Below are 25341 nucleotides of genomic sequence, written 5' to 3' on the forward strand. Positions count from 1 at the left end.
TTCTCCAACCGGCCACGCACCCGAGCGAGATCACCCTGCTTCACAGAACAAGATCATCCCACACCAAGATCCACACCTAACAAAGCACTACTAGTGGAGGTAAACGGGCACTGTGCACCTGCGTCCACTGACATGTCGACCTCGGGCTCGCGGGACACGCTAACCATGCCAAGGATGGCGGCGTCCGGACTAAGCTCGGGCAGTTCGGCATGGATGCCATCGTATCCCGCGGGTCAGCGTGAGCTCGACGACGCGGACACCCGCCCGGTAGACCAGCTCCGCGACGTCGGGAAGCTGGCTCGCGGGTGTGGTCGGACGATGGCCTCGTGCTGGCCGGACAGGCGGGCACTCATGCTGTGGTAACCGCGAAGCGCTGGTAGGCGTCCGGGCTGAGGTCGACGCCGATACCGGGAGCGTCGGAGGCGGTCACGTAGCCGTCTCGCACCTCCAGCGGGTTCTGCAGCAGTCCGTCCCAGCCCGGGCCGCCGTAGGCGTCGACCTCGATGAGCGGCGCGTTCTCACACGCCAGGATCAGGTGCAGTCCGGCCGCGAGCGCGATGCCCGTCCCGGAGGAGCACGCGATGTGGGGCACGCAGGTCAGGTTCCAGGTACTGGCCAGGTCCGCCACCCGTTTGGCCTCCGAGATACCTCCGACGCTGGTGCAGTCCGGCTGGACGACGTCGAAGGTGCGGCGGGTCAGGAGGTCGATATATTCGAAGCGCGTGAGCAGCGACTCGCCTCCGGCCAGCCGCAGTGCAACCCGGTCGGCGAGCCAGGAGTGGTCGTCCACGTACTGGGTCAGGCTGCGCGACAGGATCGGCTCTTCGAGCCAGGCGACGTCGAGGGCCTCCAGTTCGCGCGCGAGCCGCAGGGCACCGCGGCGATCGTAGGACATGTTGGCGTCGACCATGAGATCGACGTCGGGCCCCACCGCGTCGCGCACCGAGCCCACCAACTCGACGGCCTGCCCCAGTTCCTCGGTGGCTCGCAGCTTGATCGCGCTGAACCCGTTCGCCACCGCCTTGCGGCATTCCTCGACGATCTCGGCGGTCGGTTTGAGCGAAGGCGCGAAGTAGGCGCGGACTCTGGGTTTCGAGGCGCCCAGCAGCCGGTACACCGGCTGGTTGGCGATCTTGCCGAGCAGGTCCCACAGCGCGATGTCCACGCCACTGATCGCGTAGGTCTCGATGCCGCGACGGCCCCACATGTGCGTCGCGTCGAGCATCTGCTGCCACAGCGCACCGATGTCGCGGGGGTCCTTACCGATGAGCATCGGCGCGAGCTGGGAGTTGATGATCGGCCCTACGGTGGGGAAGTACTCTGCCGAGAAGCCGGCCTCGCCGACTCCGTCGAGCCCCTCGTCGGTTGTGATCCGAACGACGATCCCACCCTTGACGTGGACGGCCATGGCCCCCCACCGCAGCTCCTCCTCGAGCGGAGAGCCGAGTGGCGTCGCAGAGACACCGGTGATTCGCATGTATCGAGCTCCTTGTTTCGCGTGGCGGGGACCGCCGAGCCGGGCGACGTGTCCAGGACGCGCCCCGCCCGGCGGTGGGAGGGTGCTCCCGGCGCTAGCCGGCGGTCCGCTCTTTCAGCTGTGGGACGAGGTCGTGCCAGTCGTACTCCGGTACGAAGTACTCGGTCGTGCTGTACGTGCCGTCCATGGTGTCCTGGAGCGACTTCGGCCCGGGGAAGCCGATCGTGCGCCAGCCCATCCGGTCCTTGTTCCCGCCGTACACCGGATCGCAGTAGAAGCCCTGCCGCACGTGCAGGCACAGCGCGTCGAAGAAGGGCAGGCCCTCGTCGAAGCACCCCTGGAGGAAGGTGCCGACCGCTTCGGTAGTGCCTAGCGTGACCGGTTTCGGTTTCGGCTCTCCGGAGAGGATTTCTAGTGCACTGTCCTGTTCGGACTCAGCGAGTGCCTTGAAACGATCGCCGAACTCCCGCTCCGCGATCGTGTCCAGTTCTACGATGCCGTCGCGATAGATCTGCTGCATGTCGGTCATCCGGGCCCGCCACGCGTCGGCGAACTTGCCGGTGAGCTTGAGGAACCCGCTGCCGTCCGCGGCGGCGAAGACGTAGTCGGTGCCGGAGAGGTAGCGGTCGAGGAACACGATGACCCGGGCCTCGCGCGCACCGGGATCGTGGTCGGTGGGAATGATCCGGGCGGCGGCCGCCTCGATGGTCTCCCAGCCGTGTTCGGTGAAGAAGAGCCGCTCGTCGGAATCGGGATCCACCGGCGCGCCGACAATCTCCCAATCGGCCTTGAGGGTCATGACCGCACTCCTTTCTCGTTCTGGGTGGAATTCAGCCGACCTTGATCCGCTCTTCGCGGCCCTTGGCGTAGACCTGGGTGATGTAGTCGCAGGCGCGCCACGCGTTGGCCATCATGGTGAGCGTCGGGTTGACCCCCGTCGAGCTGGGGAAGCCGGCGCCGTCCACCACGAAGAGGTTTTCGACGTCGTGGCTTTGGCACCATTCGTTGAGCACGGTCGTCGCCGGGTCGGTACCCATTCGCGCGGTGCCGTGCTGGTGGCACGTGTTGCCGGTCATCCGCTGCAGGTACACCGGGATCGTCTTGCGCGCCCCAGCCGCCCTCAGGATCTCGGCGTTCTTGTCCACCTGCCACTTGCTCATCGCGACGTCGTTGGCGTGCGGCTTGTGCGTGATCCGCGCGACGGGCAGGCCCCAGGCGTCCTTGACCGCCGGATCCAGGTCGACGCGGTTCGACTCGACCGGCATGTCGTGCAGGATCGCGCCGATCTTCATGGCGAAGCTGAAGTAGTCGCGGTCGGCGTCCTTCATCCCCTGGCCCCATGTCGGACGGCCGGGGAACACCATGTTGATCGGGTGGCAGGTCTGCGAGGCCGAGATCAGGCAGCCACCGATGTGCCCGCGGTCCTCGTCGGTCTCGTAGAACTCGAACGTGCCGCCGCTGATGTAGTTACCTGTCCAGCCGTACAGCGGGTCGTCGATCTCCTGGTCGAACAGGCCCACCGCGAACACGTACTCGTGGAAGGTCGCGTTCTTGCCGACCTGGCCGCTGGAGTTGCCCAGCCCGTCGGGGAACCGGGGCGACCTCGACATCAGCATCAGTCGCGCCGACTCGATCGCGCCGAGGCTCAGCACCACGATTCCGGCGTCCTGCTCCACCTCGTTGCCGTCCGGGTCGATGTAGATGACCCCCGTCGCCTTGCCGTCCTTGCCGACCTTGATCTCGCGGACGAAGGACTCCGCGCGCAGTTCGAAGTTTCCTGTCGCCACCGCCTCCGGGATGAAGGTGGTCAGCGTGTTGGACCGCGCGGTGCTCGGGTCGCCGTACTGGTTCCAGAAACTGGTGGTGTTGAAGGGATCCCGACCCTTGTGCTCGTTGGTGACCATCGCGTGCGGGATCGGGAAGCCGTTGATGCCAAGTTTGTTGCACGCCTCGTAGAACCGCTTGCCGAAGCGCGTCGGGCGCAGCGGTGCGCTCGGGTAGCCCTTGCTCCGGTACGGCTCGTACTTGTCGGCACCGGCGATGCCGGAGACGCCGAACTCCCATTCCACCTTGGTCAGGTAGGGCTCGAGGTGCTCGTAGCGGATCGGCCAGTCGGCGAGGTTCGCGCCGTCGAGGTCGCCGTGCAGGGAACGCTGGAGGAAGTCCGACTCGCGTGGCCGCGGCACCCAGCCCGCCCAGTGATTGGTGCCACCGCCTACCAGCTGTGGGGTGGGAGAAAAGGGGAATGGCTCGGCGACGGACTCCTCGTCGTGGCGGAGGGTGCGGGGGAACAGCTTCGGGTCCGGCCACAGGTAGTTGCGGTTGACGAACTTCAGCTCGTCGCCGGAGTAGTGCTCCTGCGCTCGCAGCCACGGGCCGCGGTCGAACCCGACGACCTTCATCCCCGCTTCGGACAGCACCTTGGCCGCCGTGCCGCCGGTCGCCCCCAAGCCGACAACGATCGCGTCGACGGGGTCCGGTTTCCTGGTGTGCGTCATGGTGTTCTCCTTTGCGGCCTTAGAAATCCGGCGCATCTGCGTTCGCGGGCGTCGTGGTCTGTGCGAGGATGTCGCCGTGCCGGCGGTTGATGTATTCCGCGCACCGCACGGCGACGGCCTGCAGAGTGCTGGTCGGGTTGACCGCGGCCCCCGTGGTCAGCGAGCTCGCGTCGGTGATGAACAGGTTGGGCACGTCCCAGGTTTGGTTCCATTTGTTGGTCACGGAATCCTCGGGGGTGTTGCCCATCCGGCAGGTGCCCATGATGTGCCAGCCCGGCGGCGGACCTTCGAGGCCGCCGATGCCGGTGCTCGCGGTGTCGATCACGCCACCGGCAGCGTCGGCGGCCTCGCGAGCTCGGCGCCTGCCCCACTCGATCAGCCGCCGGTCGTTCTCGTGCAGTTCGTAGTGCACGTGCGGGGCGGGAAGGCCGCTGGAATCCGTGACCTCGGGATCGAGGGTCACCTGGTTGGTCCACACCGGGAGGTCCTCACCCTGCACGTAGACCAGCGCGTGCCGGCCGAAGTGGTCGTTGAAGAACTTCCGGTGCCCGGCGCCCCACGGCGCGATGTTGCCGGTGTTGGTGCCCAGTGCGCTGTTCGCCGCGCCCAGCGCGGTGCCGACCTGCAGCGAGAAGCCGTTCACGAAACCGCGTGCGGGGTCGGTGTCGTAGAACTGCTGGCTGTAGAGCACGGCGGGTTCCGGTCCCTTGAACCCTTCCAGGGGCTCGTCGAACCAGAAGTCCTCGAAGGACCAACTGTGGAACATCAGATGCGTGCCGACCAATCCGTTGCGGTTGGCCAGGCCGTCCGGGTGTCCCTTCTGGGCGGACATGAGCAGCAGCCGTGGCGTGCCGATCGAGTTGGCGGCCACCACCACGATCCGTGCGCGCACCTCGTGCTGAGATCCGGTGATCCGATCGACGTAGGTCGCCCCGGTGGCGCGCCCGTTCTTCGCGTCGATCCTCTCGACACGGGCGTTGGTGCGCAGGTCGACACCGTTGCGCAGCGCCCTGGGCCAGTAGCTCACGTCGGTCGAGGCGATCGCGTGCCGGGGACAGCCTCCTAGGCAGAAGCCGCAGTCGTTGCAGGGCAGTCGCGCGTCCTTCTGCTCGGTCAGGATCGCGTTGTCCGCGGGCCACCAGTGCCAGCCGAGCTTGTCGAAGCCCCGGCCCATCTTCTGCCCGACCTTGCCGCCGCGGTTGGCTGGGCCCCAGCCCTCGGGGCGTGGCGGGTTACCGGGATCGCCGGTCCGCCGCGCGACCCCGATCTCGGCGTCGTTGATAGCGTAGAACGGCTCGAGTTCCTCGTAGCTGATCGGCCAGTCGATGGTTCCCTCGACGCCGTGCTCAGTGCCCTTGCGGAAGTCGACCGGCTTGAACCGCGGCCATGCACCGGCGTAGTGCAGCGTCGAGCCACCGACGCCGTTCATCAGCATCGGTTCGGTGTTCCCGGTGATCGGGTAGTCCTCGGGGAACATCCTGACGTTGGGGTGCCAGGACCAGGCGCGCTGGCGTTCGAGTTCCCAGCCGTCGTAGAAGTGCGGGTGATCCATCGGGTGTAGCCAGTCGCCCTGTTCCAGGCAGACGACCTTGATCCCGCGATCGGACAAACGCTTGCTCATAGCCGCGCCGCCGGCGCCCGCGCCGATCACCAGCACGTCGGCTTCGGTGCAGGCGGCCATCAGCTGGTCGCCTCCCGCAGGTGGGCAGGGACCTCGATGCGCCTAACCTCGGCGGTGCGCCGATACGAACCGCGTACCCGGGCGAGCAACTCGTCGTCCCAGTCGTCCATCACATCGGTGTAGCCGTAGGGCTGCGGGGACAGGCGGTAGTCCCGGCCCGCCCGCAGTGAGCGGTTCATCGTGTGCACGACCGCGGGCCGCGAGTAGTAGGCGTAGTACACAACGTCCCGCAAGTGTCCGAAGAACTCGGGCTCGTCCCACTCCAGTCCACTCAGGATGGCCACCCGTTCCGCGGAGGTGGCCTGGAGGAAGCTGTCACCCAGCTTCTCGAGGCGGGCTTTGAAGTCGTTTTCGCCGAGAAACGGGAACCATTTCGCGTCCTGCCCGGCGGGGGTGACGTACCTGGTGATGAACGAGAGGACATCGACGTCACTCGGCGGTGGAAAGCCGTCGCCGCCGGGGATGAATTCGTCGGCCACCGCGTTGAGCACCGTGCCTTGCCGTTCGGTCAGCCGGATCGGCGGGAGCCAGCCGCCAAGCGGTGGTTTGCCGCCGACAGCGGAAAGTTTGAGGTCCACCACGTGCCTGCTCCTTTGCATGACGTCCGTTTCCGAGGCGCGCCCGAGCCGGTCGACCCGGGCGCGCCCGTTGGTGGTGGGGAGGGCGTCGACCTGGAAGGTCAGTTCTTTTCGAGGTATGCGACGATGGCGCGGCCGAAGTCGGGCAGGTCGACCGGGGTGCGGGAGGTGATCACGTTCCCGTCTATGACGACCGGCTCGTCGATCCAGGTGCCGCCCGCGTTCTCCACGTCGTCCTTAATCGGCCGATACCCGGTGATCTTTCGGCCCTTGGTGGCACCGGCGGAACAGAGCATCCAGCCGGCGTGGCAGATCGCGGCGACCAGCTTGCCCGACTCGTAGGCGTCTCGGACCAGCGCGACCATCTCCGGGTGCAGGCGCATGTTGTCCGGCGCGAAGCCGCCCGGGATCACGACGGCGTCGAAGTCGCTCGTGGACACCTCGGCCGCAGCGGCGTCGACCTCCATCGGGTAATGCTCTTTGCTGTCGTAGCTGCTCTTGGTGCCGCTGCCGATCACCTTGACCTCGGCGCCCGCTTCCTGCAGGCGCAGCCTCGGGTACCAGCCCTCGAGAATCTGGTACTCGTCTTCGATCAGCAGGGCTACGCGCTTACCGGAAAGCGACATGATTTCCCCTCTCGTCACGGGATTGGGTGCCTGCGGCGCCGCTTAGGCGCCGACCATCCGCAGGAACTCGATGCTCGTGCGCACGTCGCCGTGGTTGGCGTGGATCTGGCGCAGCGCCTCCCAGTGCTGACCGAAGCCCAGCGGGTCCTCCTTGCCGGAGGGAATCGCGGCCGTGGTGTCCGCGAGCACGATCACCTTGTAGTCCTGGTTGGCGCCGTCGATCGCGGTGGCGATCTGGCAGTTACCGGTGGACAGCCCGGCCACCACCAGGGTGTCCGCTCCCGCCCGGCGCATGTACTCGTTCAGCGCAGTGCCGTAGAACGAGCTGAACCGGTGTTTGCGGAATACCGGCTCGTCGTCGAGCGGCTTGAGGTCGTCGACCAGCTCGTCTCCGCCGTTGCCCCAGGCGCCGGGGAAGGTGGCCAGCTGGCCTTCGAGGCCCCACTTGGTGTCCGCGAACCCGGCGTCCTTGCCGTCAGGGCGCAGGCCCCACAGCGACCAGGCCACCGGGATTCCCTTGGCGCGGCAGGCTTCCAGGACGTTCTTCACAGGTTCGACGACGTCCTTGCCCTCGGGCGCGCCGCCAGTGCTCGGGATGTACATCGCACCGCCGGGCTCGGCGCAGGCCTTCTGCATGTCCAGGACGAGCAGCATCGTCTTCTTCGGGTCGATCGTCGGGGCGACCCAGTTCGACCGGTCGATCCACTCGTCGATGTGCTCGTAAGTGTACTTGAGCGACGACATTGTTGCTCCTTTGTTTGCGACTGCAAATACCGTTTGCCGACCGCTGGTTGGCAAGGGGAAATAAAACGGCGGTTGTGCTGTGTGGAAATGCGCTTCTGTGGGAGTGCCCTACCGGGCGGAATTCTCAGCCGTCTCGGTGGCGGAGTCGAGGTGCTTTACGATTTCTCGCTCCACCTCACGAATGTGCTTGACCGCGGCAGTCCTGGCTTCCCGGACGCTCCGGTCGAGAATGGCAGCCACGATCCTGCGGTGGCTGTTGTGTGCGGATTCGCGTCGTCCGGGTAGTTGGATGACGCGATGCGAGTAGGTGATGAACAGGGGCATGATGCTTTCGTAGACGCGTTCCCAGATCCGGTTCTTTGTGGCTTTCACGATGGCTCTGTGCAGTTCCGCGTCCAGTTTTACGAAAGCGTCGTTGGACAGGCTGGGGTTGCCGGCCTCGTCGAGTATCCGCTGCAACTCCTCCGCCTCGTCGTCGGTAATGCGCTTGGCGGCCATCCCGGCGGCATCCCGCTCGAGGGAAAGGCGTGCTTCGAACAGTTCCGGCACGGTGAAGTCGTCGAACAGCAGCAGCTCGGACAGCATGGGCACGGGTTTCGTGTTGCTGACCACGAAGACGCCGACCCCGTGGTCGGTGCGGAGCAGGCCGTTGGCCTCCACGAGGCGTAGCGCCTCCCGCATCGAGCTGCGACCGACACCGAACTGTTCGGCCAGGATGCGTTCCGGGGGCAGCTTGTCGCCGGGCTGGTACTGGCCCTGCTCGATCAGCTGTTCCAGGTTCGCCGCCACCGAATCGGATACCTTCAGGCGCCGGACCGGCTCGATGTGCCGGTTGCCGCGGTCAGTCATCTTCGCAACCTATCTCGGGACCGAACTCCCTGTCCCGCTTCGTGAGCGGGGAGTGGTCAGGTGGTCTGAACAGTAGGCAGGCCCGCCGGATGCTGTCAAGCGCTCCATCAGATCCGGTACCTTCGCGTTTTCCGTTGTCGCACAAGGAATATCTCCGTGACCTGCGGGCGTGGCCCGGTCCGGCGGAGCTCGGAGGACGGCTCTCTTGACAGCTCCGGAAGCGCGATTAGAGTTCAGACCACCTGACCACTGCTGCGAAGGGATCGCGCCACAGATGACCGACGGCGGACTGCTGGAGATCCGGAACGAGCGCCTGCGCGAGCTCGTGGTGGACGAGCCGTTGGCCTGCCTGGAAACCGGATTCAAGTTCATCGAAGGTCCCGTGTGGCATCAGGCTGAGCGGCATCTGGTGTTCAGCGATATCCAGGCCGACCGGATGTATCGCCGGTCCGCGGCGGGGGAGTTGACCACGTACCGGCGGCCGAGCCGGATGGCCAACGGGAACGCCTACGACGGTGCGGGCCGGCTGCTTACCTGCGAGCACGCGACCAGCAGGCTGGTGCGCGAGGAGGCCGATGGCACGCGGACCGTGCTCGCCGAAAGTTACGACGGCCGGGAGCTGAACAGCCCGAACGACGTCGTCGTGGCCAGGGACGGCACGATCCTGTTCACCGATCCGGCGTACGGGCGCGGTGCTCCCCACGGTGTCCCGCGCGACCCGGAGCTCCCGTTCCGCGGCGTCTACCGCGTCGACCCGGGCACCGGTGAACTTTCCTTGTTGGCAGAAGATTTTGACGGTCCCAACGGGCTCTGCCTCTCGGCGGACGAGCGGTACCTGTTCGTCAACGACACCGAGCGCCGGCACATCCGTCGGTTCGGCTTCGACGGCCGGAACCTCACCGGCGGTGCGGTGTGGGCCGAGGTGGCCGGCCAGGGCATCGGCGTGCCCGACGGCATGAAGGTGGATTCCGCGGGTAACCTCTACTGCACCGGGCCTGGCGGGATCCACGTTTTCGATGCCGAGGCCACCTGCCTGGGCGTCATCCGGGTGCCCGAAGACCCGGCGAACTTCGCGTGGGGCGAGCGCGATCTGCGCTCCCTCTACATCTGTGCCACGACCTCGCTTTACCGGTGCAGGACGAAGTTGCCGGGACTCACTTCGGCGACGCCACCCACTTGAGCAAGCTCGGGCTTAGCCGGCTCCGTTGAGAGAACTAGCCGGAGCACGATAGGCGGCTGAACCGACGCTCAACGACCGCCATGTTAAGGCAGTTTGAAACCTTTCGTGATCTCGACTTGCTCAGCTTCACCGTGTTGGTTCCCGCACTGAGCCTCTAAACCGAAGGGGGCCTGCCGCAGCCGACGCCGAACCGTGCTGCCCCGAGCGATCATTTTTTGCGGGAGTGTCCTGATCTTTCTGTGTGGGGCGGTGATCCGACAGGCTGGAAGCGTCCGCTTTCGGCTGGAAGGGGATCATCGTGACCGACGGCGACACGACAGCACCGCAGGATGACGACGAGGACCGGCCCGCTTCGGGTGGGTTGGATGTGCAGCTGGCCAGGGAATTGATCGAGCGGGCCCAAGCTGAGGGGGTGTCTCTGGTGGGCCCGGACGGGCTGCTGGCCGGGGTCACCCGGACGGTGTTGCAGACCGCGCTGGAAGCCGAGATGACCGAACACCTCGGCTATGACAAGGGCGATCCCGCCGGCCGCGGAGCTGGTAATCACCGTAATGGCAGCTCGGCGAAAAACGGTGCAGGCCGAGGTGGGGCCGGTGCCCATCGAGGTCCCGCGAGATCGGCGGGGTGAGTTCGAACTGCAGATCGTGCCCAAGCACGCTCGCCACATCGCCGGTTTCGACGAGGCCGTGATCTCGTTGTATGCCAAGGGCTTGACCACCGGTGAGATCCAGGCGCACCTGGCTGAGATCTACCAGACCGAGGTGTCCAAGGATCTGATCAGCCGAATCACGGACCAGGTCATCGACGAACTCAAAATCTGGCAGAACCGGCCGCTGGATCGCGTGTACCCGGTCATGCTCATCGACGCGATCCACGTGAAGATCAAGGAAGGCCAGGTCACCAACCGGCCGATCTACGTCGTGGTCGGCATCAACTGCCAAGGTGAACGCGACGTGCTCGGACTCTGGGTCGGCACCGGCGGCGAAGGAGCCAAGCAGTGGATGAGCGTGCTCACCGAACTGAAAAACCGTGGTGTCGCCGATGTGCTCATCGCCTGCTGCGACGGACTCAAGGGACTTCCCGAGGCGATCAACGAGGTCTGGCCATTGGCCACGGTGCAGCAGTGCGTGGTGCACCTGGTCCGTGCCAGCCTGCGTTATGCCGCCCGAGGCCACTGGGGTGCGATCACGAAAGCACTGCGCACGGTCTACACCGCCCCGACTGTCGAGGCTGCCCAGGACCGGTTCGACGAGTTCGAGCAGACCTGGGGGGCGAAATACCCGGCGATCATCCGGTTGTGGCGCTCGTCGTGGGAGCAGTTCACACCGTTTTTGGCGTTCCCTCCGGATATCCGCAAGGTCATCTACACCACGAACGCCGTGGAGAGTCTCAACGCCCGGTTCCGGCAGGCCACCCGCCGGCGCGGGCATTTCCCGTCCGAGCAAGCCGCGCTCAAGGTGCTCTACCTGGTCATTCGCACCCCGCAGCGCAACCGCAGTAACGTCACCGGGCGAACGCACGGCTGGAAACAGGCCCTGAACACCCTCGTGATGTTCTACGGCGACCGGATCAGCCACAACTAGAAACCGACCACCGCCTCACCCACGGAAAATCAGACAGACCCGATGCCGGGGACGGCCGCCATCCTGGTCGACTGGCTATTCCCACAGATCCTACGAATCTGCCAGAGGCACCCGTTCTAGATCTGGAGTAGGATTACTCCATCGCCGACAGCGTTCTGGCCGGTGTTGTCTCGCGGGTCCGGCGTTACTTTGCCGTTGCTGCGCATAGTTGGCACCAACGCCGAGACCCTCGCATTAGCGGTGGCGATAATCTCGACGACTGGGCCATACCTCCTCGGTCCGATACTGGACGGGGCACTGCACACCGACGTTTAGCTACGACGGCGCTTCGACCCCGCGGCGCTCACTCTGCGGCCTGAAATGGCCTGGTCACGGTCGTAACTGCCTCATCCGCATCTGAGGTGTAACTCGTCCGGAGAGCCAGAGCGCAAACTAGCGACAAGACCGCGGTCCCGAGCATGTACCAGGCAATAGCGGAGTAGCCGCCCGTGCGATCGAGCAGCCACGTGGCGATGATCGGAGCGAGTGCGCTGCTGGCCAACGTTCCCAGTGTGTAGCCGAACGAGATCCCGGAGTAGCGGATCTTGGGTTCGAATGCCTCGGCGAAAAATGCGGCCAACGGCCCGAACGCTGCAGCGAAACCGGCGCAAATCAGCAGGTAAGCGACCAAGGCCCAGACGAAGGATCCCGTGTTCAGCAGCCAGAACCAAGGAAACGCGAGCAGTCCCATCGCGATGGTGCCCCCACCGAAGACCAGCTTCCGCCCGAGCCGATCTGACAGCGCACCGAAGAGCGGGAGCATGATGAAGGTCAAGGCCATCGCACCGAGCACGATCCACAGCATCTCGTTGCGACTGAACCCCAACTGTTGCGCACCGTAGCTCAGCCCAAACACGGTAGTCAAGTAGAATGTAACACCGATCGACAGGTAAGCGCCGCCAGTGAGCAGCAGTTCCTTCGGGTACTTCCGCAGCACCACCGCGATCGGGAGCCGCACTACATCTTTTTCGTGCTTGACCTGGTCGAATTCCGGGCTCTCGCCGAGCTTCAGCCGCACGATCAGACCGCTCACCACGAAAACACCGCCGATGAGGAACGGCATCCGCCAACCCCACGCCATGAACGCATCGGGATCCATCGCGCTGAAGGCGAGGAACACGGCATTGCCGAGCATCAGGCCCGTCGGAACACCCATCTGCACCCAGCTGCCGTAGTAGCCGCGCCGCCCGGGCGGCGCGTGCTCCACCGCCATCAATACCGCGCCACCGTACTCACCCCCTAGCGAAAGTCCTTGGATGAAGCGGAGCGAGACCAGAATAAGCGGTGCTGCCACTCCGATCGTCTGGTAGCTGGGAAGGACGCCGACTGCAAACGTGGTCGCGCCCATGATGCTCAGCGTGAGCACGAGCATCGACTTTCTGCCTAGCCGATCGCCGAAATGACCGAAGATCACGCCTCCGATAGGCCTAGCAACGAAGGCTGCGGAAAACGTTGCGAACGACAGCAATGTGCCAATCAGCGCGTCGAACTCCGGGAAAAACAGCTTGTTGAACACAAGTCCGGCCGCAGTGCCGTAGATGAAGAAATCGTACCACTCAACCGTGGTACCCACGGCGCTGGCAAACCCTACCTTACCGCTACGTGAGATTAAGGACATCGTTGTTCCTCAAGGTGAGCATCGACAGTTTCTTTTCGAGCCAACAGCCTCTGCGTCTTCGGAAGATTCCGGCACCTCCACCTGGAGAGGTCGCGAATTCCACTCGTTCTTGCAACGTGGTGCGGCTGTGGACGAAGGTTAGTTAGTTTAGCTTTCGGTATATTGAAACACCTCACGTGCATACAGGAACGTCCGGTTCCGCAGTGAGATCGTCGGCGAATCCCAGGAGCAGAACGTTTTTGATCCCAAAATCGCCCTCCCCAACACCAGCTGTGACCGCGCACGTGAAATTGAGGGATGTCGAGGAACCCCGACGAGAGGTTGGAGCGAGAATGGATGCGCAGATCAGAACGGTGGTGTCAGGGTTTCTGCGTGCTGATGGACGGCTGAGGGTCGACCACCAAGACGTTGCGCACCGAGTTGCCGGCAACCGAGTTTCTTGCAAAGAAGGAGGACCTCTGAGCAGACACCGTTGTCACTGGGAATCGGCTCAGCACCTGCTCGACATCGCTGCCGCAACCATCGACCAGTACTGCCGCACCTGCCGACCACGGCTCCAGCAGACCGAGCAAAACTCCTGTTGCCTGGTGACGTGGTACAAGATTCCAGTGCAGATCGGCCTCTTCGCGGTCGAACTGGTCGAGTCCGAGTACTGACGCATCGAGGTCGAGTTGCGCCTGATCACGAGTGCCGTTCTCATCCAGCAGCACCACCTGGGCCTGAGTGTCCGGTGCCGAATCGACACACCCGTCAGGATCGGCCAGGAACAGCATGGTCTGATAACGCAATGTATCAGGCTGCGGCATCTCTTCGACAAGTATTACGAACCGAACCGACCCCTCTTCACGAAGTGCTACCGCCTCCTTAAGCGCCTCGCGTTCGACGATGACCACCTCGGCGCGGGTGAAGTTCACCCAATCGCTCAGCGAGTGTCCCGGCGGCACTGTTGAAAACGGAACTCCAGCGCGAATTGATCCGGCTGCGACCTCCCACCATTCCGGTATCGATGCAAGGTGGATAGCAACCGAGTGCTCCGATGTAATCCCGAGTTCGGCCAGGGTCACGGCAAATCGCCGCGAATGGTCCGCAAAATGACCGAAGGTCAAGCACTGAACACCATCTAGCCCGGAATAGACCATGGCGGTCCGATCTCGCCACCTGTCTACGGACGACCGGAACTTTGCAGTAATCGACATAATCCACCTCGCGTTTGTCGCACACAAGGTGCGCGGCGGGCCGCCGGACATGCATTCAGCCGCAGCTACAGAAGCCGTGCCTCATGTGCCTTGGCAATGGCCTCGACCCTGTTGCGTGCATTGAGTTTCTGCATCGCCGTTTGGAGGTAGGTCTTGACCGTGTTACGAGCTAGAAGGAGACGCTCGGCGATCTCGGGATTGCTATGCCCCATCGCAGCCAGTCGCAGAACGTCATACTCGCGTCTGGTCAGGCCTACGTGAAACAGCAGCTCAGGTGTGGCCGAGGCGTGTCGTCCAGCCAGCCGCGGATCGATGACACGGACTCCACGTGCCACACGACGGACAGCCGTAGAGAAGTCGACACCCGTGATGTCCTTGACCAGGCAGCCATCCGCGCCGGCATCGAGCAACACGTCGATTGCACCGTGGTCAGCGAACGCAGTGAACAACAGGATCTTCGCCTTGGGCACAATTCGCCTCAGCTCCGTCACCAGCTCGGGAGCAGGCATGTCCGGCAACCGCAGATCAAGCAGGATTACCTCGGCCGGCACCTCCTGTACCAACCGGATCGCTTCGTGACCAGTGCTGGCGCTGCCTACCACTGTGATGGCAGGGTCCTGGGCAGCGAGCAACTCGACTCCGCCACGAATGACCGGGTGGTCATCGACCACGAGAACTCGGATGGGTGTCGCGTCAGTCATCAGTCGTCCGCCCGATTCTCATCTGTGCACGGCACCCAGGCGCGCACGGTCGTGCCACCGTCCTCGTTCTCAATGATGGACACGCCGCCTCCGACCCGCTCCATGCGCTGCGCCGACAGCGCCAAGCCCAGATGTCCGGGCTTGGCCGGGTCACCGCCGCAGCGCCCTCGTCCGTCGTCGGCAGTGGCGACGACCAACTGTCCGCCTGCGACCACCACACTCACTACGACCGTGGAGGCTTGCGCGTGCTTCTCGATGTTGACCAGCGCCTCGCGCACGACGCTGCTCAACGCCTCCGGTCGCCCGGGCGGCAAATCTGGGATCTCGGCGAGCGCCACGTAGGAGGCAGGTATCCCGGTACGCTCCTGGAACGCTTCACAATCCTCCTGCAGGGAAACCGCTAGCTGCCTGTCCGGCGGATGCTCGCTCAGGTCGGCCAGCGAGTTCCGCAACAGTGCGCTCACCGAGGCGACCTGGCTCGCGACCTCGTCGATGCGGTCCCGGATTCGGCTGAGATCTTCCATCGAGCGCAGGCTGCGCAGCTCCGCGCCGATACGGAACAACACTGGGCTTACCGAGTCATGGAGGTCCGCCGCCATCCTGCGACGTTCGGCGTCCACCGCGACTCCGGTTTGAATCTTCGCCCTTTGTGAGCTGACCATGCTGACGGAGGCCGCCTTGGCGGCCTCCTCCAGCCTGGCCACGATCTGGTCGCCGAACGATACTTCCTGCCGAACACCGGCGTAGATCGCGCCGAGAACATTCCCGCCGTAGATCATCGGGACCGCGACCATTGCGCGCAGGCCTTCCTGCGCCACCAAGTCGTCGAACTCGTGCGTGATCGAATCGGAGGTCCGATAGTCGCGCACCCACAGCGGCCTGCGCAGCTCGATACTCTTTCCGCCTAGCCCTATCCCTTCCGGCACGACCAGCCTGTGCAGTGCCGGGCTCTGCGTACCATGCCAGCTGCGGTGCACCATGCGCCGATCCGCCTCGAGTCGTCCTACCAGCGACATGTCGAAGTCACCCAGCTCCCGGATCCGGCGTGCGATCGACTTCATCGCCACCGAGTTCTCGGACAGCACGAGCAGTTCCGCATGCTGCAGCGCCAGCTGATCGAGCACGACATCGACGCCGGCGTCTGGTGCACCGTTCATGGCAGTCTCCTCATTGAGCTGCGAACACAATCCGCCCGTCTATCTACAGAGCGGTAGGGTTGATTACTCCTTGTAAAGACAGCAGGCTCTCGAACAAGAAGTAGTCTCCCCAGACTAGCTCGGCATCGGTCGCAACACCCCTCTTCGGATCGAAGCATCCCGACGTGAGCATTCCGGAAGTTCGCTGGTCACCGACTTCTGTGGGTGTCACGAACTGGCACAGGGTGGCCACCATGGACGCAGCATGGTCGCGATAATGCGGCCGTGACGGAACCAAGTCAGCGAGCCTCAGTAACGCGGCTGCGGCGATCGCGGTCGCCGAGGTATCCCGTGGGGCGTCCGGCCCCGCGTCGAAATCCCAGGTCGCGACACGACCAGCGGGCAGGTGCTCGATCCACCAGTCCGCCGCGGTGACTGCCGGCTCAGCAAGCTCCGCGTCCACCCAGTGCGCGGCCTGAGCGAAACCGAGCATCGCCCAAGCCTGAGCACGTGCCCATGTACTGCCATCGGAAAGGCCCTTGTGGGTGTAACGGCGAACCAGCGTCCCATCCCGCGGGTCGAACTCCGCCGATTGGCACACCGAGCCGTCCTCACGCAAGCAGTACTCGACATGCCGACGTGCGTGGGCACGAGCCATATCGGCAAAGCTCTGCCGACCGGTCTCGCGAGCCGCCCAGGCCAGCAGTGCCACGGTGCCTGGAACCGCATCGATGTTCGCGGCTCCAGAACCGACCGCATCGGCCTCCTCCGCTTGCAACCCCAACGGGATCAGCCCGGCGTTGTGATTGAAACTAGCAGCCAGCCCTTCGGCCCCCGCCAACGCCACCTCGCGCGCACGGTCGCTCTCACCAACCAGGTGCGCAACCCCTGCTCCGAAGAAGAACAGAAACCCCCGGAATGCCGTGTCCGAGGTAGCGCGCGCCGTGAGTTGCGTGGCGACTTCCTCGGCCCCGCCCATGAGTTTCTGATCACCACCCTGCACGGAAGCCAGGGCAAGAAGACCGCCCCAGAAACCGCCGGTCCAGAAGCCGTCCGAAGTGGTCGTCCACTGTCCGGTTCCGGTGTCGGCATAGTGCGGAAACCCGATGGGAGGTTCAGCCAGGGTGCCACGGATACGTGACAGCATGTTCGTTGTGGTCATCTCGTGCACGATGCTGCTCCTCATGATGCGATCCCTCTAGCCCGCTCCGGCTTCCTCGTGTACGGCGAGCAAGGGTCGCCCTGCGCATGCTTCTCGCGGCCGAAGAGATCGGTGTGAATTTTACTGAGCGCGAACGTCTTCCACATCCGGACAACGCCCGAAAAACCGCTGTCCACTGTTACGGTACGGCCCCGCTCGCACGGAGCTCCGCGATCTCCACATCGGTGAATCCCGACTCTCGCAGCACCGACTCGGTGTGCTCGCCCAAAGCAGGTACTCCGCGCCGGACTGTCGCCGGAGTGCGAGAGAGCTTGACCAGGTTGCCGAGAATTCGGGTGGACCTGTGCCCGCCGGTTTCCACCTCGGTGATGATGCCGTTCTCCAGCACTTGAGGGTGCTGCAGTGCCTCGCGCAGGGTCAGTAGCGGCGCGGACAACAGGTCGACCGAGTCGAATCGCTGGATGGCGTCCTCTGTGGTCATTGCCTCTACGGTTCCCCGTAGCACCTCGTTGGCTTGCTCCTTGTTGCGAGCCTGCAGATCTGCAGTGGCAAACTCTGGCCGACGGCTCAAATCGTCTACTCCGAGGGCCTTGCACACGAGGCGCAGGGCGTTGTCCCGGAACAGGCCCAGCACAGTGACCATGCCATCTCGGGTCTCGAAAATGCCGCTGTACCAGTCGGTCACCCAATTCGTTTCCCGCTCGTACATCAGCAACGACGCGCTCTCCAATGTCTGCAGCGCCAAGGCAGTGTCCAGCAGGTTGACGCTGACCTTCTGTCCGAGCCCAGATCGCTCACGCTCGTACAACGCCGCAAGTACGCCCTGCGCCAGGGCCATGCCCGAGGCGTAGTCGACAGTCGGAACGGGCATGAGGTGTGCGCGCAGGGTGGGGTCGCCGACCGTACGAGCCATGCCGCTCAGCGACTGCGCCAACATGTCCTGGCCCGCCTTGTGCGCGTACGGTCCGCTCTCGCCGAACCCGGTCGCCGAGGCGTACACCAGTCCCGGGTACTTGTCAGCCAACTCCTCATAGGACAGTCCCAGGCGACGTACCGCCGAGGGACGATAGCTGTGCAGCAGCACGTCCGCCTGTTCCAGCAGGCGATGGAGGGTCGCCATTCCCTCACGGGTCTTCAGATTGAGTGAGACGCTCCGCTTGTTCCGGTTCACCCCAACGAAATAGGAGGCCGGCTCTCCTGCCTCGATTGCCGTGCGGTCGAGAGTGCGTGTGATGTCGCCGTTGATCCCGCGCTCGATCTTGATAACCTCAGCCCCGAAGTCACCGAGCACCTGAGCCGCGATCGGCCCCTGCAGGACCTCGCCCAGGTCGAGAACCCTCACGCCCTCCAATGCCCGCTTCATGACCGCACCTGCCGAGCGTAAACATCCTTCGCGATGACCAGCCGTTGGATCTGATTGGTTCCTTCGTAGATCTGGGTGATCTTGACATCTCGCATCATGCGCTCCACTGGGTACTCACGGGTGAAGCCGTATCCGCCGTACAACTGGACCGCATCCGTGGTCACCGCCATGGCGTTGTCACTGCAGAGCAGCTTCGCCATCGAAATCCGAGCCCGGGCACGCGGATCTCCCGCTACGATCAGCGCAACCGCCTCGTACAGCAGTGCCCGAGCGGAGGAGACCTTCACTGCGAGGTCGGCGACCATTCCGCGCAGCATTTGGAAGCGTGCCAGCGGCTGACCAAACTGTTCGCGCTCGCTCGTGTAAGCGACAGCGGCGTTGAACGCACCCTGTGCGATACCCAGAGCCTGGGCTGCGATCAGCGCACGGCTGACGTTCAACTCGCCGTTGATGTACTGATACCCCTGCATCGGGTCAGCCACCACACGTACTGCGGGGATCCGGCAGTCGTCCAGGATCACGTCCGCGGTAGGACTGCCACGCATTCCCATCTTCTTCTCGTGCGGGCCGAAGGACACGCCAGTGTCGTCGCGGTGGACCATGAACACACCGAAGTCATTTTCACCGGAGCGGGCGAGGACTGCGTACCACTCCGCCCACGGGGCATTGCTGATGAAACGCTTCTGGCCGTTCAGGACCCAGTCGCCGCCTTGACGTGTCGCAGAAGTCCTGATCCCGGACAGGTCCGATCCAACGGTGGGCTCGGTCATGCACCACGCGGCCCCGGCCGAACCGGAGGCGACCTTCGGTACGATCAACGACTTCAGCTCGTCCGAGCCATGACTGACCACAGTAGAAGTTCCGGCCCAATTCACCAGCAGCACCAGTGCTGAACTACCGCAGGCCGCGGCTACTTCCTCTACAGCAATCACTTGCGACAGAAGATCTGCCCCGGAGCCACCCAACTTCTCATCGTAGGGCAGCCCCGGAAGGTCGGCCGCACGCAGAGCGGCCCATGCTTCCTCGGGGAAGCGTTCCTTCTCGTCCACGTCGGCGGCATAGGGTGCGATCTTGTCAGCTGCAAGGCTTCGCACGCTTGCGCGGAAATCATCGTACTCGGTTTCCATCGTCCTCTTCCTCAACGGTGTAGTCGGTTCACAGCAGCGGCGGCCAGCACAGACCGGTGACGGCCGCGCCGTCACGAGGCCCGGCAACCTTGGCGGCGTCGTCGGATGAAAGCCCGAATCGGCTCAGCACCCGCTCGGTAGCGTCGGCGGTCTCGGTGGGGCCGGCCTCAGCCGGAGTCCTGGAATAGACCGGTACCGTAGGAACAGTGCTCAGCCGGAAGTTTTCGTAGCGAGCCGCGATCTGGGGGAAATCTCCCAACTCATCGGGCTCCAACACCGGAGTGACGCAGGCGTCGATGTCCTTAAAGTGCTCCGCCCATTCCGCCATCGGGCGGAGCCGGAAGGCATCAGTCAGGGCCTTCTCGATGGTGCCGAAGTTCGCTGGGTCCAGGTGGTCGGGCACGTCGCCAGCCAGATCCAGTGATCGCCACAGGTTCTCAAAAAACGCGTACTCCAACGCCCCCACCGCCACGTAGCGGCCGTCAGCACAGGAATAGCAACGGTAAGCCGGCATGGTCCCGGTTAGCACGCCTTCGCCTCGCCGAGGCAACGTGGGGATGCCCCAGTCAGCGAAGTTCATGCCCATCATGGACAGCACGCCGTCGACCATCGCAACATCCACATACTGACCAACTCCGGACCGTTCCCGTTCGTACAGCGCGCTCACCACTCCGAACGCCGCGAGAAGGCCACCGCCTGCGAAGTCGGCGACCAGGTTCAGCGGCGGGACGGGCGGGCCCCCCGGCGGCCCGAACGTGCCCAGTGCACCGCCGACAGCGAGATAGTTGATGTCGTGTCCGGAGCGCTGGGCCAAAGGGCCTGTCTGGCCATACCCGGTGAGGCTGCAATAAACCAGGCGCGGATTGATCGCATTGAGCTCGGCGTAGCCCGCTCCGAGTCGATCAGCCACCCCAGGCCGGAATCCTTCGACGAGCACGTCAGACTCGGCGGCCAGCCGGTGCAGCGCGTCGCGTCCTCCCCCAGTCTTCAGGTCGAGCGTGATGAATTCCTTGCCCCGGGACAGTGCAGGAACCGGCAAACCCGAGCGGCCACCGCCGACGACAATCACTTCAGCACCTAGATCGGCGAGAAGCATGCTGCCGTAGGGCCCAGGCGCTAGGCGGGTCAAATCGAGGACCCGGACTCCGCTCAACGGCCCGGTCATCGCACACCTACTGCGCTCTCGGGAAAGACCCCACAAGCGATCAACACGTTCCTCCTCCTTGAGGTAGCGGACTTACCGCGATGTCGCCATACTCATTCGCGGCGGTCACGGCCTGGTACCTCCAGCTGGAGGTAGAGGTTTTCGGTGGGCAAGCTGCGACAGTCGGAGCGACCGCCCATCAGAGACCACGAGGCGTAACGAAACCCTTACTGCGCAGACAGGACAGCCGCAGTTTCAAATCGAGACTGCGCGCACTTACGCTCCGGAACTCAACCGTTCCTCCAGCTATTTTTTCACCGCCGCGCAGCTCCCTAAGTCTTCCCCAGTGACGAAAACGCAGGGTTCGCGGGGTGACATACTCCCCTAGCGTTGCCATAAACGCTATTCTCCGCTGATGGCTGCCGACCAGCGGAGAATAGCGCTCTTGAGGGTTCTAGCGATTCGACACAGGGATCTGGAAACCGTGCGATTCAGCCGTGGCCACACGTTCGGGCGGAGTTGATATAGCTACCGGAAATTATCTTCGGCCTCATAAGTCCTGCCTTCGCAGACGTCGGACCCGGATCGTTTTCGCCGAGCAGTTCCTTTCAGCCTCGCCTTAGAAGTTCGGCAGGAAATACGCGAACTCTTTGAGAAGTCTCGGTTGAAGAAGGCCAAGCATCCGGTTCACCCAGTCAGCGAAAGCCGGTATCTGATGCGCGACCAGCCCCATTACGGGACGAGGATCGGTCGCCCGACCGCCGAACTCTGCAGATGCTTGATCGCCTGGTTCGCCTCTCCTAGAGGGAACGAGCGGTCCAAAAGCTTGTCGAGAGGGATCCGGCCTGCGCGGTAGAGCCGCAGGATCTCGGGAAGCTGAAGAGGAGTATTGGATGAACCGTAGAGCGCGCCGACCAATCGTCGGTCGCCCTGCACGAGCGGGTTGATCGGCACCGAAAGTTCCTCGCCCAATGCGCCGAGGCCCACGACGATCTCAGTCCCACCGGCACGGAGTGCATCGAAGCCAGCTCGGATCGTTGCCTGTCGGCCAATCGCTTCAAGCACGTAGTGCGCGCCACCTCCCGTGATATCCATTACTCGGGCTGCGAAATTTTCATTCGAGGCGTCGATGGTGTGAGTCGCCCCCAACTCACGGGCCTTCTTGAGTCGCGCCGGAACGAGGTCCGCGACGATGATTTGCGCGGCTCCAACGAGCTCTGCGGCGATGACCGCCGATAGGCCGACGCCGCCGGCGCCGATAATGGCGACGCTCTTCCCCGCGGCGTCCGGAATGCGATTCAGCACGGTTCCCATGCCAGTGATCACCGCACATCCGACAATGGCGGCGATCTTCGAAGGGATGTCTTTGTCAATCTTGAGCAGCGATTCCTGTGACACTACGGCTTGCTCGGCGAAGCACGAGTCGCCCATCAGATGGTGGTATCGCTGACCGTTCTTGCTCAGGCGGGTGCCTCCGCGCAGCAACTCGTTGAACTTGCCGTGCACACCGCCGAGTGCGCATTGCGCCGGGCGTCCGGAAAGGCAGAACTCGCATTCGCCGCAGCGCGGCCGCCACGTGAACACGACCTTGTCACCGACGCCACAGGAGGTGACCCCTTCGCCGACCTCATCGACGATGCCAGCCCCCTCGTGACCAAGAACGATCGGTGTGCGAGCCGGGAGCGCCCCCGTTAGGTAGTGCACATCGCTGTGGCACACGCCCGCCGCTTCGACCCGCACGCGAACCTCGCCCGGTCCGGGGCTGTCAAGATCGAGGTCCTCGAGCACCATCGGCGCATCGCTTGCGTACATGACCATCGCCTTCACGCGGGCCACCCCTTCCAGTCCGACTGGGCACACCGTTGTGGACCAGTTGCGTTGCGTCGCCCCAATACGGGCGGTCCGCAGACGCTAAGAGCAACGCCGTGAGGTCGTCCAAGGGCTGATCCGGTCAGCGGAACATCAAAGGTTGTTGAAGACCGAGTTCGAGCGGATGCGCCGATTGAGTCCCAGGGCGGCGGTCTTGACCGCCGGCGCGAACTGGCTCATATCAACCTGGCCTGCGGGCCCGGTGACGGAGATAGCCGCGATCGGTGAACCGTCGGGGCGGAGAATAGCGCTTGCAGCGCACGTGATCCCGACGTTCGACTCCTCGTCCTCGTACGCGACGCCCTCGACCCGCACGCGCGCGAGATGCCAGCGCAACAGCGCAGGCTCCGTGATGGTGCGGGGCCCGAGTCGGGTCATGTCGATAGCGAGCGCCTGCTCGACGGCTTCCTCTGGCAAGTGGGCCAACACCGCCTTGCCCCCTGCCGTCGCATACGCCGGAACCCGTCCGCCAACGCGCGAACGCATGTCGAGCTGCGCACTGCGCCCCTGAAGGATCTCGACATAAACCTGGTCGGTGGCCTTGAGAACGCTCAGCTGCACCGTAAGCCCGGTCGCCTGACGTAGATCCGCCATCGCACCGAGCGCGAACCGACGCAGTTCCTTGGAACGCTGAGCCAACTCACCCAGCTCGAAGAGACGTATGCCTACCCGCACACCCTGATCCGCACGCTCAAGAAAGTCCTCGTCGACCAGATCAGCAACGATGCGGGACGTGACCGATTTGGCCAAGCCTGAGCGCCGAGCGATCTCAGACACGCCCAACACAGGCTCCTCCGCAGTGAACGCCCCGAGCACGTCGGCAACGCGCGCGATCATGCCGGTTTTCATGTTCCGCTCATCGGATCGCATCTGGCGATCGTATGCCACATGCTGGTTTGAATGGGAGGCCATCACGCGGTGAGAGGGCCGCGTGCGGGAAACGATGGAGCTCTCAATGACTGAGGACGATCTGCCCGACACCCCCGCTACGACGACGTGCGAAGCAGTAGCGGCGGTGGCCGAGGCTTCAAGGCAGTGGGCCGCGGTGACCTACTCTGGCCGCGCACGCGTCATCCACGCGATCGCGAACGCGCTCGACACTGCGGCAGAAGATCTGATCGCGACCGCGCAAGAGGAAACAAACCTTCCCGAAGGCCGCTTGGTCGGCGAACTCAAGCGCACGACCTTCCAGCTGCGACTTTTCGCCGATGTTGTCGCAGACGGAACATTCCTCGACGCACGGATCGACCGTCCAGACGCCACATGGCCGATGGGGGCACCCCGACCCGACCTGCGCCGGATGCTGATGCCGATCGGCCCGGTTCTCGTATTCGCTGCGAGCAACTTCCCGTTCGCGTTCTCCGTCGCAGGCGGTGATACAGCTGCGGCGCTAGCCGCCGGCAACGCGGTGCTCGTCAAAGCACACTCTGGCCATCCACGCCTCTCGAACGCGACTGCGGCCGTCGTCCGAGCAGCAGGGCGAGCTGCGGGCGCACCAGAGAACCTGCTTCGCGTGATCCACGAAACCGAGAATGGCGTCACAGCACTCCAGGATCCAAGGATCAGAGCCGCTTCGTTCACAGGTTCGATCCGTGGTGGGAGAGCACTCTTCGACATCGCCAATGCACGCCCCGAGCCGATCCCCTTCTACGGTGAGCTCGGCAGCGTGAATCCAGCATTCGTCGCGCCGACCGCTGCGTCCCGCCATGCCTCAGAGATTGTCGATGGCTTTCTCGGCTCGATCACGGGAAGCCGCGGACAACTCTGCACCAAACCTGGGCTCCTACTCGTCCCAGCCGAGTCGTCCATGCTGGCGATGCTGCGCGACGCAGACCTGCCCAACCCCACGCCGATGCTCAACGACCGGATCCAGAAGGGTTTCGAGGCGGACTTGGCGGCGCTGGCGACGCACAGCGGGGTGAGCACATTGCTCAAAGGCGCCAACAGCACCGACACTTCGCCAGGAACGACACTCCTCCACACCACTCTCGACAAAGTGCTAGCCTCCCCGGAAGCGCTCATAACAGAGGTATTCGGACCGGCAGCGCTGATCGTGACGTACTCCGACCCGGCCGAAGTGCCTGAACTCGCGCGCACTTTGGCCGGACAACTCACTGCGACCATCATCGCGGAGTCGGACGCCGCGAGCGACATTACTCTTGCCCAGGATCTTCTTCCGATCCTCACAGAAAAGGCCGGTCGCCTCCTGTGGAACCAGTGGCCTACCGGGGTCTCGGTGACCTATGCGCAACAGCATGGCGGACCATATCCTGCGACAACCGCACCCACGACGACGTCTGTGGGAACCGCGTCCATCACCCGGTTCCTACGGCCCGTTGCCTTCCAGAACTTCCCGTCCACGTTCTTGCCGGATGCGTTGAATGATGGGAACCCGCTGAGCATCCCCCAACATATCGACGGCTGATCGCGAAGTTGCGGCCTCGTGGAGATCGCGCCCAATGTCATCCGCAGCCATGGCTGCTCCAAAGTTCGAAGTGGAGCGCTATTTCCGCGACGCCCGCTGACTACCGTCAGTGATGGCACCAGGGAGATCCAGCGCAACGCCATCGCGAAAAACAGCTCAGACACGCGATACCCCATGCGCAACGACTCTTTTACCCAACTGGAAAAACCCTCTCACCAGAAAGCGCCACCAAAGTCATGAATGTTGTTGTGCTGGTTAAGCAGGTGCCCGACACGTATTCCGAACGGAAGCTGTCTGCTGCGGATCACACGTTGGACCGCGAGTCGGCGGATGCCGTGTTGGATG

At 64.1% G+C, this 25341-nt stretch carries 20 protein-coding genes and 2 pseudogenes; 4 read left to right on the forward strand and 18 right to left on the reverse strand.

Annotation, left to right across the window (positions count from 1 at the left end; translation table 11 throughout):
* Positions 1-349 precede the first annotated feature (349 nt).
* From EIL87_RS03320 to EIL87_RS03355, 8 genes are all read right to left on the reverse strand, one after another.
* Positions 350-1477, reverse strand: a complete 1128-nt coding sequence (locus tag EIL87_RS03320; protein WP_125088663.1) for a mandelate racemase/muconate lactonizing enzyme family protein — start codon at positions 1475-1477, stop codon at positions 350-352.
* 94 nt (positions 1478-1571) lie between these two features.
* Positions 1572-2276, reverse strand: coding sequence for a gluconate 2-dehydrogenase subunit 3 family protein (locus EIL87_RS03325; protein ID WP_125088664.1), 705 nt, complete (start codon positions 2274-2276; stop codon positions 1572-1574).
* A gap of 31 nt (positions 2277-2307) precedes the next feature.
* Positions 2308-3975 (reverse strand): GMC family oxidoreductase, encoded by a 1668-nt coding sequence (locus tag EIL87_RS03330; RefSeq protein ID WP_125088665.1) that lies wholly within the window; start codon positions 3973-3975, stop codon positions 2308-2310.
* 19 nt (positions 3976-3994) lie between these two features.
* Complete coding sequence (locus EIL87_RS03335; RefSeq protein WP_125088666.1) at positions 3995-5656, reverse strand: GMC family oxidoreductase; 1662 nt, start codon at positions 5654-5656, stop codon at positions 3995-3997.
* The gene (locus EIL87_RS03340) at positions 5656-6237 is read right to left on the reverse strand and encodes a gluconate 2-dehydrogenase subunit 3 family protein (protein WP_158628572.1); all 582 of its coding nucleotides are present in this window, start codon (positions 6235-6237) and stop codon (positions 5656-5658) included. Before EIL87_RS03340 ends, EIL87_RS03335 begins: the two co-directional genes overlap by 1 nt.
* 98 nt (positions 6238-6335) lie before the next feature.
* Complete coding sequence (locus EIL87_RS03345) at positions 6336-6860, reverse strand: type 1 glutamine amidotransferase domain-containing protein (protein ID WP_125088668.1); 525 nt, start codon at positions 6858-6860, stop codon at positions 6336-6338.
* Positions 6861-6902: 42 nt separating this feature from the next.
* Positions 6903-7604 carry a cysteine hydrolase family protein gene (locus EIL87_RS03350; protein ID WP_125088669.1) on the reverse strand — a complete coding sequence of 234 codons (702 nt, stop codon included), beginning with the start codon at positions 7602-7604 and terminating at the stop codon, positions 6903-6905.
* A gap of 108 nt (positions 7605-7712) precedes the next feature.
* Complete coding sequence (locus EIL87_RS03355; protein ID WP_125088670.1) at positions 7713-8453, reverse strand: FadR/GntR family transcriptional regulator; 741 nt, start codon at positions 8451-8453, stop codon at positions 7713-7715.
* A gap of 274 nt (positions 8454-8727) precedes the next feature.
* On the opposite strand from EIL87_RS03355, the gene EIL87_RS03360 reads away from it, so the two are divergent.
* Together EIL87_RS03360 and EIL87_RS03365 are read left to right on the forward strand one after the other, a co-directional pair.
* On the forward strand, positions 8728-9633 hold the full coding sequence (locus EIL87_RS03360) for an SMP-30/gluconolactonase/LRE family protein (RefSeq protein ID WP_125088671.1): 906 nt from the start codon (positions 8728-8730) through the stop codon (positions 9631-9633).
* A gap of 361 nt (positions 9634-9994) precedes the next feature.
* A pseudogene (locus EIL87_RS03365) lies at positions 9995-11216 on the forward strand (IS256 family transposase).
* A 343-nt stretch (positions 11217-11559) separates the two neighbouring features.
* Here the strand turns inward: EIL87_RS03365 and EIL87_RS03370 are convergent.
* The 10 genes from EIL87_RS03370 to EIL87_RS03415 form a co-directional block, all read right to left on the reverse strand.
* On the reverse strand, positions 11560-12828 hold the full coding sequence (locus tag EIL87_RS03370; RefSeq protein ID WP_233575992.1) for an MFS transporter: 1269 nt from the start codon (positions 12826-12828) through the stop codon (positions 11560-11562).
* A 404-nt stretch (positions 12829-13232) separates the two neighbouring features.
* Positions 13233-14120 (reverse strand): AMP-binding protein, encoded by an 888-nt coding sequence (locus tag EIL87_RS03375; RefSeq protein WP_125088673.1) that lies wholly within the window; start codon positions 14118-14120, stop codon positions 13233-13235.
* 14 nt (positions 14121-14134) lie between these two features.
* The gene (locus EIL87_RS03380; protein ID WP_125088674.1) at positions 14135-14770 is read right to left on the reverse strand and encodes a response regulator; all 636 of its coding nucleotides are present in this window, start codon (positions 14768-14770) and stop codon (positions 14135-14137) included.
* The gene (locus tag EIL87_RS03385; protein ID WP_125088675.1) at positions 14770-15927 is read right to left on the reverse strand and encodes a GAF domain-containing sensor histidine kinase; all 1158 of its coding nucleotides are present in this window, start codon (positions 15925-15927) and stop codon (positions 14770-14772) included. The genes EIL87_RS03380 and EIL87_RS03385 overlap by 1 nt, the downstream gene beginning before the upstream one ends.
* Before the next feature lie 43 nt (positions 15928-15970).
* Complete coding sequence (locus EIL87_RS03390; RefSeq protein ID WP_233575994.1) at positions 15971-17068, reverse strand: glycoside hydrolase family 88 protein; 1098 nt, start codon at positions 17066-17068, stop codon at positions 15971-15973.
* A 178-nt stretch (positions 17069-17246) separates the two neighbouring features.
* Entirely contained in the window at positions 17247-18431 is a 1185-nt protein-coding gene (locus EIL87_RS03395; protein WP_125088676.1) for a CaiB/BaiF CoA transferase family protein, read from the reverse strand.
* Positions 18428-19558 carry an acyl-CoA dehydrogenase family protein gene (locus EIL87_RS03400; protein WP_125088677.1) on the reverse strand — a complete coding sequence of 377 codons (1131 nt, stop codon included), beginning with the start codon at positions 19556-19558 and terminating at the stop codon, positions 18428-18430. Before EIL87_RS03400 ends, EIL87_RS03395 begins: the two co-directional genes overlap by 4 nt.
* 28 nt (positions 19559-19586) lie before the next feature.
* Positions 19587-20723 (reverse strand): CaiB/BaiF CoA transferase family protein, encoded by a 1137-nt coding sequence (locus EIL87_RS03405; RefSeq protein ID WP_125088678.1) that lies wholly within the window; start codon positions 20721-20723, stop codon positions 19587-19589.
* 711 nt (positions 20724-21434) lie between these two features.
* Positions 21435-22520 (reverse strand): zinc-binding dehydrogenase, encoded by a 1086-nt coding sequence (locus EIL87_RS03410; RefSeq protein WP_233575995.1) that lies wholly within the window; start codon positions 22518-22520, stop codon positions 21435-21437.
* 144 nt (positions 22521-22664) lie between these two features.
* Positions 22665-23441: an IclR family transcriptional regulator gene (locus tag EIL87_RS03415; protein ID WP_233575993.1), complete on the reverse strand. Its 777-nt coding sequence runs from the start codon at positions 23439-23441 to the stop codon at positions 22665-22667.
* Positions 23442-23526: 85 nt separating this feature from the next.
* Between EIL87_RS03415 and EIL87_RS03420 the strand changes: the two genes are divergently transcribed.
* Both EIL87_RS03420 and EIL87_RS03425 read left to right on the forward strand, forming a co-directional pair.
* Positions 23527-24996: an aldehyde dehydrogenase family protein gene (locus tag EIL87_RS03420; RefSeq protein ID WP_125088679.1), complete on the forward strand. Its 1470-nt coding sequence runs from the start codon at positions 23527-23529 to the stop codon at positions 24994-24996.
* 236 nt (positions 24997-25232) lie between these two features.
* Positions 25233-25341, forward strand: a pseudogene (locus EIL87_RS03425) (electron transfer flavoprotein subunit beta); the annotation flags it as partial.

It is taken from the genome of Saccharopolyspora rhizosphaerae, assembly GCF_003931915.1.
In the GTDB taxonomy this organism is placed as follows: domain Bacteria; phylum Actinomycetota; class Actinomycetes; order Mycobacteriales; family Pseudonocardiaceae; genus Saccharopolyspora; species Saccharopolyspora rhizosphaerae.